This window comes from Burkholderia sp. Bp9016 (assembly GCF_003857765.1).
Lineage (GTDB): Bacteria > Pseudomonadota > Gammaproteobacteria > Burkholderiales > Burkholderiaceae > Burkholderia.
Genome location: NZ_QTPY01000034.1, coordinates 38,783 through 53,319 on the forward strand (window position 1 = coordinate 38,783; position 14,537 = coordinate 53,319).

The 14,537-nt window shown below is 63.5% G+C and carries 13 protein-coding genes and 1 pseudogene; 10 read left to right on the forward strand and 4 right to left on the reverse strand.

All coding sequences use genetic code 11. The annotated features are described in order from the left end of the window. Nucleotides 1-115: 115 nt before the first annotated feature. The 5 genes from DIE13_RS29280 (at nucleotide 116) to DIE13_RS29295 (ending at nucleotide 3,244) form a co-directional block, all read left to right on the forward strand. Nucleotides 116-805, forward strand: a complete 690-nt coding sequence (locus DIE13_RS29280) for an ABC transporter permease (protein ID WP_124830521.1) — start codon at nucleotides 116-118, stop codon at nucleotides 803-805. After that, nucleotides 802-1,515: an ABC transporter permease gene (locus DIE13_RS29285; protein ID WP_124830522.1), complete on the forward strand. Its 714-nt coding sequence runs from the start codon at nucleotides 802-804 to the stop codon at nucleotides 1,513-1,515. The genes DIE13_RS29280 and DIE13_RS29285 overlap by 4 nt, the downstream gene beginning before the upstream one ends. A 19-nt stretch (nucleotides 1,516-1,534) precedes the next feature. Beyond that, nucleotides 1,535-2,302, forward strand: a complete 768-nt coding sequence (locus tag DIE13_RS29290; protein WP_124830523.1) for an ABC transporter ATP-binding protein — start codon at nucleotides 1,535-1,537, stop codon at nucleotides 2,300-2,302. A 279-nt stretch (nucleotides 2,303-2,581) separates the two neighbouring features. Continuing rightward, a complete protein-coding gene (locus tag DIE13_RS33050; RefSeq protein ID WP_006488624.1) occupies nucleotides 2,582-2,719 on the forward strand; it encodes an HHHH-motif protein in 138 nt (45 codons plus the stop codon). Between the two features lie 69 nt (nucleotides 2,720-2,788). After that, complete coding sequence (locus DIE13_RS29295; RefSeq protein ID WP_124830524.1) at nucleotides 2,789-3,244, forward strand: DUF3761 domain-containing protein; 456 nt, start codon at nucleotides 2,789-2,791, stop codon at nucleotides 3,242-3,244. 145 nt (nucleotides 3,245-3,389) lie between these two features. Here the strand turns inward: DIE13_RS29295 and DIE13_RS29300 are convergent, their stop codons facing one another. The 3 genes from DIE13_RS29300 to DIE13_RS29310 form a co-directional block, all read right to left on the reverse strand. Next, nucleotides 3,390-4,367 (reverse strand): hypothetical protein, encoded by a 978-nt coding sequence (locus tag DIE13_RS29300; protein ID WP_124830525.1) that lies wholly within the window; start codon nucleotides 4,365-4,367, stop codon nucleotides 3,390-3,392. A 105-nt stretch (nucleotides 4,368-4,472) separates the two neighbouring features. Next, on the reverse strand, nucleotides 4,473-6,116 hold the full coding sequence (locus tag DIE13_RS29305; protein WP_124830526.1) for a DUF2334 domain-containing protein: 1,644 nt from the start codon (nucleotides 6,114-6,116) through the stop codon (nucleotides 4,473-4,475). A 12-nt stretch (nucleotides 6,117-6,128) separates the two neighbouring features. Continuing rightward, complete coding sequence (locus DIE13_RS29310; protein WP_234745341.1) at nucleotides 6,129-6,389, reverse strand: hypothetical protein; 261 nt, start codon at nucleotides 6,387-6,389, stop codon at nucleotides 6,129-6,131. 882 nt (nucleotides 6,390-7,271) lie between these two features. Between DIE13_RS29310 and DIE13_RS29315 the strand changes: the two genes are divergently transcribed. After that, a complete protein-coding gene (locus DIE13_RS29315; RefSeq protein WP_244107570.1) occupies nucleotides 7,272-9,215 on the forward strand; it encodes a glycosyl transferase family protein in 1,944 nt (647 codons plus the stop codon). After that, complete coding sequence (locus tag DIE13_RS29320) at nucleotides 9,212-10,906, forward strand: NfrA family protein (RefSeq protein WP_124830529.1); 1,695 nt, start codon at nucleotides 9,212-9,214, stop codon at nucleotides 10,904-10,906. Before DIE13_RS29315 ends, DIE13_RS29320 begins: the two co-directional genes overlap by 4 nt. Before the next feature lie 40 nt (nucleotides 10,907-10,946). Here DIE13_RS29320 and DIE13_RS29325 read toward each other — a convergent pair whose 3' ends face one another. Further along, nucleotides 10,947-11,849: a hypothetical protein gene (locus DIE13_RS29325; RefSeq protein WP_233410096.1), complete on the reverse strand. Its 903-nt coding sequence runs from the start codon at nucleotides 11,847-11,849 to the stop codon at nucleotides 10,947-10,949. Between the two features lie 537 nt (nucleotides 11,850-12,386). On the opposite strand from DIE13_RS29325, the gene DIE13_RS29330 reads away from it, so the two are divergent. The 3 genes and pseudogenes from DIE13_RS29330 to DIE13_RS33880 form a co-directional block, all read left to right on the forward strand. Continuing rightward, nucleotides 12,387-13,634 carry a Crp/Fnr family transcriptional regulator gene (locus DIE13_RS29330; RefSeq protein ID WP_124830531.1) on the forward strand — a complete coding sequence of 416 codons (1,248 nt, stop codon included), beginning with the start codon at nucleotides 12,387-12,389 and terminating at the stop codon, nucleotides 13,632-13,634. Between the two features lie 23 nt (nucleotides 13,635-13,657). After that, nucleotides 13,658-14,422 carry a flagellar motor protein gene (locus DIE13_RS29335; protein ID WP_124830532.1) on the forward strand — a complete coding sequence of 255 codons (765 nt, stop codon included), beginning with the start codon at nucleotides 13,658-13,660 and terminating at the stop codon, nucleotides 14,420-14,422. Nucleotides 14,423-14,440: 18 nt separating this feature from the next. Next, nucleotides 14,441-14,537, forward strand: a pseudogene (locus DIE13_RS33880) (motility protein B); the annotation flags it as partial.

Consider the following 14,537-nt stretch of genomic DNA (forward strand, 5'->3'; position numbering starts at 1 on the left):
CTTCGCATGATGCGTCTGGCTTGATGAGCGGACGGCATCAGGTAGTGCGCAGATATCGTTTGATGCGTAGTTAATGGCTATTGACAATCCAGCCACCTCGCTCTGGATCCCTTACATGATCTTCCAAGGATTTGGCCCGCTGCTGTGGGCCGGCACGGTCGAGACCGTGAAGCTCGCGGTGTTGTCGCTGGCCGCGTCGCTCATACTGGGCCTCGCCGGCGCTGCCGCGAAACTGTCGACCAACCGCGTGCTGAAATCGCTCGGCACGTTCTACACGACGCTGATCCGCGCAGTGCCCGACCTCGTGCTGATGCTGCTGCTGTTCTACGGGATCCAGATCCTGCTGAACAACGTGACCGACATGCTGGGCTGGGATCAGATCGACATCGATCCGTTCGTCGCAGGCGTGATCACGCTCGGCTTCATCTACGGCGCGTACTTCACCGAGACGTTCCGCGGCGCGTTCCTCGCGGTGCCGCGCGGTCAGCTCGAAGCGGGCTTCGCGTACGGGATGAGCGGCTGGCGCGTGTTCCACCGGATCCTGTTCCCGCAGATGATGCGCTTCGCGCTGCCGGGCATCGGCAACAACTGGCAGGTGCTCGTGAAGGCCACCGCGCTGGTGTCGATCATCGGCCTTGCCGACGTGGTGAAGGCGTCGCAGGACGCCGGCAAGAGCACGCTCGATTTCTTCTTCTTCACGCTCGCGGCCGGCGCGATCTACCTCGCGATCACGACGGTGTCGAACGTCGTGCTGCATCACCTCGAGAAGCGTTATTCCGTCGGCGTCCGGAGGCTCGCACTGTGATCGAAATCATCAGCCAGTACTGGCAAAACTATCTGTACACCGACGGCTACCGCTTCAGCGGCCTCGCGATCACGCTGTGGCTGCTGGTCGTGTCGATCGTGCTCGGCTTCGCGCTGGCCGTGCCGCTCGCGATCGCGCGCGCGTCGTCGAACCGCTGGATCTCCGGCCCGGTGTGGCTCTATACGTACGTGTTCCGCGGCACGCCGCTCTACGTGCAGTTGCTGATGTGCTACACCGGCATCTACAGCCTGCAGGTCGTGCACAACCACGTGCTGCTCGACACGTTCTTCCGCAACGCGATGAACTGTACGCTGCTCGCGTTCGTGCTGAACGAATGCGCCTATGCGACTGAGATTTTCGCGGGGGCGATCAAGGCGACGGCGGCCGGCGAGATCGAAGCCGGCATGGCCTACGGAATGTCGCGCTTCAAGCTCTATACGCGCATCATCCTGCCGTCCGCGCTGCGCCGCTCGCTGCCGAGCTACAGCAACGAAGTGATCCTGATGCTGCACGCGACGACGCTCGCGTTCACCGCGACCGTGCCCGACATCCTGAAGGTCACGCGCGACGTCAATTCCGCGACGTACATGTCGTTCCAGGCCTACGGCGTCGCGGCCGTGCTGTACGCCATCGTCGTGTTCACGCTCATCTGGGCATTCCGCAAGCTCGAGACGCGCTGGCTCGCGTACCTCTCGCCGCGCAGCCACTAATCGCAACGAAGGACCAAGCATGTACAAGCTCACCGTTGAAAACCTCCACAAGAAGTTCGGCGACAACGAGGTGTTGAAGGGCGTGTCGATGAAGGCGAAGGCCGGCGACGTGATCAGCATCATCGGCTCGAGCGGCTCCGGCAAGAGCACGTTCCTGCGCTGCATCAACTTCCTCGAGCAGCCGTGCTCGGGGCAGATCACGATCGGCGACGAGCCGATCCAGACCGCGCGCGACCGCAACGGTTCGCTGCGCGTGGCCGACCAGAAGCAGCTGCAGCGGATGCGCACGAAGCTGTCGATGGTGTTCCAGCACTTCAACCTGTGGGCACACATGACGGTGCTCGAGAACGTCATCGAGGCACCGATGGCCGTGCTCGGCGTCAGCAAGGATGAAGCCATCGCGCGGGCCCGGAAATACCTGGAGAAGGTCGGCCTGCCGACGCGCGTCGAGAGCATGTATCCGTCGCACCTGTCGGGCGGCCAGCAGCAGCGTGTGGCGATCGCGCGGGCGCTCGCGATGGAGCCCGAGGTGATGCTGTTCGACGAGCCGACGTCGGCGCTCGATCCCGAACTGGTCGGCGAAGTGCTGAAGGTGATGCAGAAGCTCGCCGAGGAAGGCCGCACGATGGTCGTCGTCACGCACGAAATGGGTTTCGCGCGCAACGTGTCGAATCACGTGATCTTCCTGCATCAGGGCAGGATCGAGGAGGAGGGCGATCCTCAGGAGATTCTGGTGAGCCCGAAGAGCGAGCGCCTCGGGCAATTCCTGTCGGGACGCCTGAAGTAAGCTTGCAGTAATGTGTGCCGCATGGGCGTCGGCCTGACGCTCGCGTGCGGCACACGCTGTTTTTTATGCCTTTCCTGATTGCTGCGTGATGACATCCCTCGTCGCGAAGCCTCCCCGCTCCCCCGTCACGCGCCCGCCCGTCGTTGAAAGCATCGAAAGACTGTAGGCATTCGATGTCAAACATCGTCAATTCAGCGCAAGCGCGGTACACCGGGATCCGTCGACCGGCGTTAAGGAGATACCAGCCGGATGACCGGCTGACCTACCCGGGAGAGTTCCATGAACCGCATCGCGAAGATTCTGACGGCCACGGCACTGGCTTGCGCCGTTCTCGTTCCGGCGCTTGCCGAAGCGCATTCGCACCGTGTGTGCCATTTCGATCACCACCACCACCGCGTGTGTCGCTGGGTGCGGTAATCGCGTAATCGCGACTTTCCTCGGGTGCGCCCGGGACGCTGTCGACATTCAGGCAAATCAGGAGAGGAAATGAAAAAGACGATGTTGATCGCCGTGCTCGCTGCCGGCATGGGGCTGTCGCTCGGTGCGTTCGCACAGGTTCCGGCCAGCGCGCCGGCCGGTACGACCGGCCTGTGCAAGGACGGCTCGTTCTACTCGGGCGCGTCGAAGAAGGGCGCATGCGCGGGTCACAAGGGGGTGAAGACGTGGTACGGCGCGTCGGCGGCAGCCGCCGCCAGCGCACCGGCCGCGGCCGCGCCTGCCATGGCGGCTTCGACGTCCGCCGCTGCAACCGCGAAGACCGCACCGGCGACGACCGCGGCGGCAGGCGGCGGCGCGGGCAAGGTGTGGGTCAACGACAGCACCAAGGTCTATCATTGCCCGACCGACAAGTACTACGGCAAGACGAAGCACGGCAGCTACATGTCGGAAGCGGATGCGAAGGCGAAGGGCTTCCATCCGTCGCACGGCAAGGCCTGTTCGTAAGCCGGCCGCGCGAGTCCTGCTCGCGCATTGCCCGCCGGCTGTCCGTCGGGCATCACGCCCCGCCGTTCGAGCGGGGCGTTTTTTTATCTGCTGTCGATCGGCCCGAGACACGCCGTCCGCATTGCCGCCCGGCGCGGCAGGATCGTCAGGGCGTCGTTGCGGCGGGCCCTGATGCCGGCGACCCGGGCGTTCCGGTGACGAGCGCGCGGGTGAGATCGTCCGACACGTAGTGCGGACCATCGAACAGATAGACCGGGTAGCCCCGGTAAGTCGCCAGCTGCTTGCCCAGTTCCTCGGCGGTGGCTGGACGGAATCCGCCGTGCTCGGCGGGCCGGAAGGCCTCCGCGATCATCCGCACACGTCGTTTCCCCAGGCGCGAGGCCAGTTCGTCGACGTAAGTGCGCGCGACGTAGGGTTCGCGCGCATAGACGCCGCAGCCGTCCTGGAAGAACACGCCGACGTCCGCGGGAAGCCAGGATGCGAGCCAGTCGGCCAGCGCCTTTCCGCCGATATTGGTCTGGTCGTACACGCTCACCCATAGCGGCCGCGGCAGTCGCTGCAGGATCTCGGCGAGCCTGGGCGCGTCCTGCCACGTCGGATCGATTTCGACCGGGAAGTAGTAACCGGTGACATGCAGCGGGACGCGCACGCGGGCCACCTGCGCGGACTGCTCCGCCAGCGTCGACAGATGGGTACGCGCACGCTTTTCGTCCTGGTAGCCGGCCAGGCCCAGAATGACGTTTGCGGCCCACGGTTCGCGGCCGATGCGCGCCCAGTCCGGAAGGTGCGGCGCGGAACGGATACCGGTTCCGGGCACGTACGCGGTATCGTCGACGACGCTCCACTGGATCAACAGATCGTGGACGCCGAGCATTTGCCAGTTCCCGACCGGACGGGTTGTCGCGTTGTCCACCTGCCAGACGATGCCGTCGGCCTGCACGTCGTGCGGCGTCCAGCTACATGCGGCCATGACGAGCGACGCGCCGATGGTCGCGAGCGTCGCCGCCCGCGATGAGTGCGGCGCGGGTGGCGCGGGCGAGCGCCGGCGCGCCCGGCTTGCGTGCCGGAACCGGCCCAGACGCTGCGGAATGCCGCGCAAGGCCTGGATGGCGTACGTGACCATCGCTGCCTCCCCGGAAGCATGCCCGTGCGTCATCGTAGCCAACCCCATGCAAATGTGCGACCCGCATCACCGCAGCGGGTCGCACGAGGCTTTCGCCGACGTGTGTCACTTGGCCGTCGTGCCGTCCGCCCACGTATAGCCGAGTTTCGTAATGCCGGTGATCAGACTCTGGAAGTCCTGGTAGGCCGGCAATTTGAGATCGGGCTCGAGCCAGTACGGGTGGAAGAAGAAGGACGCGAAGCCGTCCCGCACCGCCAGGCCATACTGCGCATTGGTGAGAAGCTGCTGCCATGTGTACGAGATGCACGAGAACGGATCGATATTGCAGATGTTGTACTGGATGCTGCCCAGGTTCTCCGGAATGATCCGCTCTCCGTAGTAATCGGAATTGATGATGTACGGGAAGAACTGCCCGGCCGAAAAGTCCTGGTTGGCCGCTCCCGTTCCGAGTTGCGGATTGGTCGACGTGTAGTAAACGGCTCGCTGGAACGTCGTCGGGAACGTGACGGCGGTGGCCGCCGCTGCATTCGGCGACATCTGATACTGCGGCGCGGCCCAGCCGACGATCTTGTAGCCGTTGTTCGTGAACTCGGCGATGCCGTCGGCCATTCTGCCTTCCGCCCACGGAATCGAGTCCTCATCGACCGGCCGGTTCTGCACGGCGTACCAGAACTCGTAATCGCTACCGCTGACCGCGTTCTGAAGGTTCGGCGTCGAATCGTACTGGTGCGTATAGCCGTGCACCACGATCGAGCCGCCGTGCGCGATCGCATAGTTCAGCGCGCTCTTGAGGCCCGTTGCCTGCGCAAGATGGATCGTTTCCGGGACGCCGCCGTTGTAATAGCCGTTCGGATCCGTGTACACGGGAATGGTGGCCATCGTGAACGGAATCTTCTTCGAATACAGGTAATTCGTCAGCGTCGTCATCGAACTCGTCGTCGTATACGCGTCGAGGTCCTCCAGACGGACGAGCGCACGATGATTCACCGGTGCGTTGGTCTGCAGGATGTCGTGCAGGATGTCGCAGATCACCAGGTAGCGATCCGTCGGTCCGATGTACGAGAATGGCACGTCCGCGAAGTACCAGAGCTTGCCCGAGCGAACGATGTACGGCGTGGTGGCGCCGCTCTGGCTGTTCTTGATGGTGACGAGCGCCTGCGCCTTCGTGGTGTCGAGCACCTGGGTCAGGCCGACATCCGGGTCCGCGCTGATGACACCGGTCGACGAGTTATACGCGTAGTACTTGACCATCGACAGGTTCTTGTACGTGACCGTGTCGTAGAAGCCCGGGGTAGGATTGCTCGACGACGGCGTCGCGTTCATCCCGGCAAGGCCCAGGAAGCTGAACCCGTAGGTCTGGTTGAACGTGTAAGCCGTGTTCCAGGCGAGCTGCCACAGGTTGTACTTGAACCAGACGACGGTCTTCGTGGCGGTCATCACGTCGCTCATGAATGCCGCCGGAATCGGGTTGTTGTAGTAGTCGCCGATGTAGAACGTGGCATCGTGGCTGCCGATCATGCCGGCCGTGTAGTTCTGTATCGGCACCATGTCGACCGTCGTATTGAAGTGGCCGAGCAGGTTTCTCAGCATGATGCTGTACATCAGGCCGAGCTTCGAGTAGGGGTCGTTGGGCGGGTTGTCGTACAGCACGAGCGTATGGGCGGTGGTGGCCTGCGCGTGCGCCGTGCCCGGCAACGTCATTTGCGCGAGTCCGGCAAGCAGGGCAATGACGATCAAGATCTTTTTCATGGCCGTTTCTCCCTAGTCGCGTTCAACGTTGCCGTTGCTTTTCTTGACGAGCTTCCTGTCGAACTTGGGACGCCCCGTCTCCTTGTATGCCTTTTCCCAATCCTCGTCGGACATGCCGGCCTTCACGTTGACCTGTGCCGAACCGATCGGCAGCGGCGGCGGCTTGATCTTGCCGGGGGACGACTTGCTCGTCTGTTGCGCACTCGCCTCCTGGGTCGCGCCGATAACGACGAGCGCGGGAACCAGTGCGACGAGTAGCCCGACGGCACTCAACCCGTTTCGAAAAGATTGATTGCGGCGCGAAGGCATGATTTTCATCCTTTGATATGCAAATTAAATTCATCGTGAGAACGAAAACGAGCACGGCCGGATGCCGATTCGGAATCGGGATGCCGCGTCGTGTTTTTCGCCTGATACCGGATAAAAATCCTGAACCGGATGGTGGTTTTCTCAAGCTAAAAACGTACCATCCGTCGCAAATGGATGCTGGGCCACGGCACCTGAACTGGCGCGTCACGGCCGTTCGAAATTGCTTCGATAAACGTTTCATGCATGCAACGCCGCTGGTTTTGCGCGTTCAGTCGGCCAAACCGTTGAAGTGTGTTCGGACGATTCAGGGAAAACCAGTTGCGCGTCACGCTCGATAAATGGCCAATCGGCAATTCATTCGGGGTGCTGGCGCAAACCATGGCGACCGACGCGCCGGATTGCCGGCTTCGACACGCTTTTTTCGACCGGCGACCGTCGCCATCGCGTGCCGATTGCGCGGCAGACGCCATGAAAACGCCATTTTTCACGGCCGGCCGGTGCGCGTTTCAGCACTGAAACGTTTGATCCGGATTCGTCGAGCCAATCCCGTTTCGCATACATCGGTACCCTGAATATCAAGGGCGGCGCGGGCGATGGCGCACGACTTGCTTTACGAGCAGTGCAGCGCGCAGCGTTGAATGTCATGCGTCGAATACGTTGCATTCTTGGCGACGTTGCTCGCGTGAATCGTGAAAGACCAGGGGCCGGGAGCGTGTTCGAACGGGGGAGGCTTTCGTGGCGCAAGTCGCCGGGTGGGTATGACGGGGACGACGAGGACGGAGCGCGTTTCGTCCGAGTCGGTGAGAGGGGGAAGCAATACCGACAAGCGCAAATATCGGAACAATGATGAATCATATAATATGGAGTACGTATATAAATGCGCTGACCGCCGTCGCCATCGTGACGGCCGTCGTCATCCTGGTCAGTACGCTGGATGATCTCGTGCTGGACGCCTGCTACTGGTCCTTCGAGATCGGGCGCCTTCTGCGTCGCGAGCAATCGCAGAGCATCGATGTCGGCACGCTGCGTGCGTTGGAAGAGCGCCATCTGGCGCTCATGGTGCCGGCATGGAAAGAGTATGACGTGATCGCCAAAATGATCGAAAACACGTTGGCGACCATCGAGTACGAGCGCTATGTCATCTTCGTCGGGACCTATCACAACGACGCCGAAACCACCGCGGAAGTCGAACGGATGGTGCGCCGGTATCCGGGGCGGGTGACGCGCGCGACCGTCATGAACGACGGGCCGACCTGCAAGGCCGATTGCCTGAACTGGATCATCGAAACGATCCTGCGCTACGAAGAGGTCCACCATATTCAGTTCGCAGGCGTCGTCATGCACGACTGCGAAGACGTCATTCATCCGGTCGAACTCAAGTACCTCAATCATGCGGTGGCGGACAGCGATCTGGTCCAGCTTCCCGTCCTGTCGTTGCCGCGAAAATGGAACGAGTTCGTCGCCGGCTGCTATCTCGACGATTTCAGCGAAACGCACCAGAAGGATGTGCCGGTGCGCGCGCGTCTGACCGGCGTCGTCCCGGGCGCGGGCGTCGCGTCGTGCTATAGCCGGCGTTCGATCGAAGCAGCGATGAAGGCGCGCGGCGGCTGCGCGTTCAACACCGCGTCGCTGACCGAGGACTACGACTTCAGCTTCAGGTTGAGAGACCTCGGCATGAAGGAGACGTTTGCACGTTTTCCGCTTTCGGATCGCACACGCGATACCGCCGCACGGCCCGCACCGGGCGGCGGCGTCAATCAAAACCTGCTGGCCACGCGCGAGTATTTTCCGAAGACTTTCCGGACCGCCTATCGGCAGCGCGCGCGCTGGATCCTCGGCATCGCCTTTCAGGGTTGGGAGCAACTGGGCTGGAAGGGCGACCTCCTCACCCGTTACATGTTCTTTCACGATCGCAAGGGCGTCGTGACATCGCTGTTTTCGGTGGTTGCGTATGGCGTGCTGCTCAACTTCCTGCTGGTTGCCGTATTGCAAAGAGCCGGCCAGGTCGTCCCTGTCGGCGGGCCTCTTGTCACGGCCGCCGCGTGGCTCGCGCCGCTGCTGTGGGTGAACACGATCATGCTGCTTGCCCGCGCCGGGCAGCGCTATTACTTCGTCAGTAGGTTGAACGGCCGGTTGCAGGGGCTGCTGTCGATTCCGCGCATGTTCGTCAACAACCTGATCAACTTCTGCGCGGTTTGCCGCGCGTGGCGCATTTATCTCAACCATCTTGCGAGCGGCAAGCCTATCGCGTGGGACAAGACCAGCCATATCTACCTGTCGAACGAAGCGCTCGGGAAGGCGCGCCTGAAGATCGGGGAGATCCTGGTCGGCTGGGGCGTGGTCACGCCGGAGCAGTTGCAGGCGAGCCTCGACAAGCAACTTACGTGCGGCAGGCGGCTGGGCGAGCTATTGCTCGAAGACTACGCACTGTCGACCGAATCGCTGGCCGATGCGATCGCCGAGCAGGCCGAGCTGCCCCGCGTGAGCCTGGGCAACGTCGCGGTGGGCCATTTCGCGGATTCGCTCGCATTCGAGGTGCAGTACGCGTACCACGCCGTCCCGTTTTCGACCGCGGACGACGGAACCTTGAACGTTGCAGTCGGGCGTCCGCTCACGTCGGACGAACAGGATGTCGTGCGACGCGGCGCCAGATCGAGCGTTGCCTATTTCATCGCTTGCGATGCGGAGATTGCAGCCGAACTGGCCCGGCATTCGCGCTTTGTCGAACTAGCGCGGGCGCGCGACGGCGACGCCGCGACGCCGCAGAAGCCGTTGGGAGAACAAGCATGAAGCGCGCGACACGTCCGATCGCGGCGAGCCTCAAGCGCTGCGCGCGGTCGAGCGCATTGGCGATCGCCATGTCGCTCGCGTGGCAGGCGCCGGCTTCCGCCGCCCGCCCACTGACGCCCAAAGCCTATCGGCTCGCCGACGGCGCATACAAGGCCATCAATGCCGGCGACCTGCCGCGCGCGGAAGACTATGCGTCGCGCGCGCTCAGGATCCAGCCCGGAAGCGAACAACTCGGGCTGCTGCTCGTCGACGTGTACCGCCGGGAAGGCAAGGTCGACGAAGCGGACGCGCTGGTCGAATCGTTGAACACCCGGTTCCCGAAAAGCGCGTCGGTACTCGCGCAACATGGTTACATGGCGCAGCGGCAGATGCGCTACGACGTCGCGTGCGGCGATTTCTCGGCGGCCGTCGCGACCGGGAAGTGGAGCGACGAGCAGCAGCGCAACCTGCGCCTCGCGTGGGCGGACAGTGCGCTCGCGGCGAAGCGCCCGCACGAGGCCGGCGTGGCGCTGGCGCCGCTGGCCGACGAAAAATCGGCCGCGATCCAGGTGCGCATCGCGCAGATGAGCTTGCAGGCGGGCGACAACGAAAGCGCCGTCCGCGTGGCCGAGCTGGCGGCGGGTGACGCAACGACCGATGGTGAGCGGAACATGGCCGCGTCGATCGTCGCGCAGGCGCGGCAAGCCGATCAGCCGGCGCCGGTGCCGGTGGACGACACCGCGACGCGGAAGTTGCAGCAGGCCTACGACCTGCTTCGCGAACACAAGGATCGCGAGGCGCTCGATGCATTTCAGGAGGGCTTCGCCGGCGGCGCCGGCAACGCGATGAACTACGCGGACGCCGGCTATGCGGCCAAGCGGATCGGCTTGAACGAGCAGTCCGTCCAGTTTTTCGAGCACAGTCTCGACGCAGATGAAAACGAACATGCATTCGACGCGCAGCGCAAGTTCGGCTATCGGCGGGAAGTCGAGCAACTGGAGCGCACCTGGGGTTTCGTGCTGAGCGCGCCGTACCAGTCGGCCGCGTTCGGCCCGCAAGGCACCATCAGTGTCCTCCAGCCCGGTATCGAGGCGTACTGGCAGCCGCCGAAGATCGGCTATCAGAACGGTCGCATCCTCCAGTTCTTCGTGCGCGGATACGGCACGGCCTACGACGGCACGGGTAACGTGACGGGCATGCCGACCGTGCAGGGATCGGTTGGGGCGCGTTACAAGCCGCTGGCCGACCAGAACGTGGTGTTGACCGCCGAGCGGCTGTTCCACATCGGCAGCTTGTCGACGACGGACTGGCTGATGCGGTTGGGCTATTCGTCGGAAGGCGGCACCGACCTGAGGGTGACCGAACCGAGCTGGCGCAGCTGGCAGGCGTATGTCGAGGGCGCGTATTTCATCAAGGCAGGCCGCTACATCATTTATTCGGAGCTGCGTTACGGGCACACGTGGCGTTTGCCGATGATCAGCGACCGGCTGACCGTCTATCCGCACGTCGCCGTGGCGGGCGATCACGACAATCGTCAGCCTGACGAAACGGCAATCGGCGCGGGGCCCGGCATTCAGCTCAGGTACTGGTTTCGCGAAGGCAGGTACAGCGCGCCGGCAAGCTACCTCGATGTGACGGTGCAATACCGGTTTCCATTGACGTCAGCGGTCCGCGCACGTGGTCTCGTGGTGCGCGCGACATTGTGGTTCTGAGCGACTGCGCTGACGGTGGGGCTGCCTACGGATGGGCCGATCAGTTCGGCGACTTGAGCGTGATGATCGTCTGACGCAACAGCTGGAAGTACGAACTCGTGGAATACGGGAGCATCTGCTCGACGTAGTTCCACCAGAAGAATCCGCCGATGAAGCGCGGATCGGTCATGCTGTCGACCATCGGGTAATAGGTTTTGATCAGGTTCTGCTGCACCGATGCGGGCGCCGAGGTTTCGGACGTGCCGATCTCGCCGAAGCCGACCTTCGCGTTCGGGAAGATGCTTTCCAGCGCCGAGAAATCGTTGTTCCACGACGGACTCAGCCCCGGACAATCCTGATACGGGTAGTAGCTGAACAACGCGTAGTCGGCCTGCTGGCGAACCGTCGACGGCAGGAAGGTCGTCGGCCAGGTCTTCCAGTAGTCCTGTGGCTTCTCCCAGCAGTTGTTGCCCTTGCTGTCGTCGTTGTAGTACAGCGTGATCGCGGTCTTGCCGCCGTTCGATTTCACGATCGTGTTGGCCGCGGCGACCATCTGGCCGATTTGCTGCTCTTCCGAATTGACCGTGGCGTTGCTGCCGTCCGGATCGTTGCGCAGCCATTCGCCGTTGATTTCGTTGGCGATCTCCCACACGTCGACCGTGTTCTTCAGCTGCGACACCAGTTCCTGCGTGCGTGCCTGGTACGTCGCGAGATTCGTCGGGAAATAGTAGGAATCGTAGACTTCGCCCATCACGTACGCGACGGCGTGCAGGCGCAGCAGCGGGGCGTAGTAGTCGGCGGCCGACGTGCCCGGATCGAACACGACACGCACGGTCGGCCGGTACGGCAGGTTCTGCAGCGACGCGATGATCGCATCGAGTTTCGTCAGGTCGTCGAGCGTGACGCCGTAGACCGGGTTCTTCAGCGGTTCGACCTGGGCCTCGGCGAACCGGGATACCGGCATCAGGCCGGCATAGGCGACACAGGCGGCAATGGCCGTGCGCGAGATAGATTTCGTCAGTTTAATCAAAACGTTCTTCCACTCCAAAACAAAGGGAAGCGGGATTTTAGGCGAAAATAAAAGATAATTATCCGACGATATGCTGGTAATGGGGGCGGATTGTCCGGGTTGGGCGTGGTGTTCGGAGGCCGTCGCAAGATAAACGGAGCATCGCGAAACGAATCCGGGCGGCCCCGGTTGGCCGGCCCGCAGGGCGGCCGGGCCATGCCGGCGACATGCCGCCACGCATGCGCATGGCGACCGCTTCCATCGCGCCTGACGCCGCCCCGGTCACGATCCGCACGCACCCGTGCGCGATAGCCGTTCGGCGATCCGACGCGTCGGCGAACCTTTCATCTTTATTTTCGATAATAACGAGCAGGATTTCCCTAAAGGATGCGGGTGCCGATGACGTTAAACGGTCACGGGGACGACTGTCGATCGCATGCATCCGACGTGCGACGCGCGGTCCGCAATAACCAGCGCAGCAGGGGAATCAACTTGAATCATCAGCAATCTTGGACACGTACCGCCGCGCCCGGCGAGATCATCTATTCGGAGGGCTTCGCCGGTGAGCCCGTCATCTTCCTGATCGCCGACGGCAGGGTCGAGCTATCCACGCGATGCGACGACAAGCGCGTCGTGGTCGCGACGCTCGGCCGCGGCGAATTCTTCGGCGAATCGGCGCTGCTCGCGTCCGAGCCGCGCGCACACACCGCGAAGGCGCTGTCGTTCTGTCAGCTCACGGTCGTGCCGGCTGCGATGCTCGACAAGGAAATCGAGCAGGTGTCCGCGCTGCTGCGCCATATCGTGCGCACGATGATCCGGCGCGTGAAGCGCAAGGACGATCAACTCGCGACCTATACACATGCCGACTTCATGCCCGGCGTGCTGTCGTATGCGCATGTGCTGTCGCTGATGGCGGGCGCCGAAACGCGCGAGTCCGGCGACGCGTGGACGCGCCGGCCGCTGCACGCGCATGCTGCCGAGACGTCGGTGCCGCTGGCCGACGTGATCCGCCGGTGCCGTGCGATCGCCGGCCATTCGCGGCCGCACGTGCTCGCGATGCTGCGCCGCATGGAGAAGCTCAATCTCGTCACGATCGAAGCCGCGCAGACGAATCATGCGGGCAACGCGGCCGACCATGCGGCGTCGTCGGATGCGCGCCAGATCGTCACGTTCGACGCGGCGCGCGTGATCGACCGTGCGCAGCAGGTCGCCGATCGCGACCTCGACGTGTCGATCAACAGCGAGCTCGAACTCATCGAGCTGGCCGATCTCGAGGCGCTGATCGGCGTCGACCGGAAACTCCTGCTCAACAAGCTGTCGCATGCCGAGATCGCCGAAGAAGTGTTCGCGTTCCGCAAATCGAAGGTGCTCGGCTATGTCGAGCAAAGGGGCGTCGCGTATTTCTCGCGGCGCAACGCGCGGGCCGGCGGCGACATGCGCGGCCTCGAGGACATCGTGTGGGTCGATCAGCGCACGCTGTTCGACGTGATCAGCGCATTCGATACGTACGATCTCGCGAAACTGATCGCCAGCCTCGACGATCGCGCGGTGGCCGACAAGCTGTTCTCCGTGATGACGGAAGCGCGGCGCAACGAGGTGGCGTGGGTGATGCGCCGCGAGCTGAAGCTCGACCCGATCGAGATCGAGGAGATCGAGCGGCGCGTGCTCGATGCCGTGCGTGCGGCCAGGGCGCCTGCGGCGGGCGCGGCAGCCGCGCCGCCGGCCGCGTCCGGTGCGTGACGGGTGACGGAACGGAGACACATATGGACCTGTTGACTCTGGTCGGCGCGCTACTCGGCGGCGCGGCCATCGTATTCGGTTTTGCGCTCGAAGGCGGGCACTTCCCGATGCTGTTCCAGTTCGAGGCGTTCGTCATCGTGCTCGGCGGCACGCTCGGCGCGGTGATGATCCAGAACACGTGGGCGCGCTTCTTCGATGCGGTGAAGCAACTGCGGCTCGCGTTCGTGCGCGCACAGGAAGTCGATCGCAAGCATCTGGCCGACCTGCTGGAGTGGGGCGATCGCGCGAAGCTCGATGGCCTGCTCGCCTTCGAATCGATGGACGTGAGCGGCATTCATCCTTTCGCGCGACGCGGGCTGGAGCTGCTCGCGAACGGGGTGTCGACCGCGGTGCTGGAAGATGCGCTGCAGCGCGACCTCGACGCGTACGAGCGCAGCCGGCTGGCCGCTGCGCGCGTCTGGCAGCAGGCCGGCGGCTACGCGCCGACGTTCGGCATCCTCGGATCGGTGCTCGGGCTCGTGCAGGTGACGAGCCACATGCTTGAACCGGCGCAACTCGGCCCGGGCATCGCGGTGGCGTTCATCGCGACGCTCTATGGCCTCGCGTTCGCGAACCTCGTGTTTCTGCCGCTGTACGGAAAGCTGCGCGCGCAGATCGACAGCGAGCTCCGTTTCCGCAAGCTGTATCTCGACGGCTTGCTGGCGATCTCGCGCAAGGAGTCGCCGCATACGATCGAAACGCGGCTGACCGGCGACGTGCGCGGCCGCGCGGCGGAGTCCCTCGCATGACGAACCCGGAACTGCGACATGACCACCCGAACTGATTCCGCACGCTCCGGTTCGGCCGCCGATCGCGACGACGATGTCGACGGCGCGCAGTCGGGACGCTGGCTGATCTCGTATG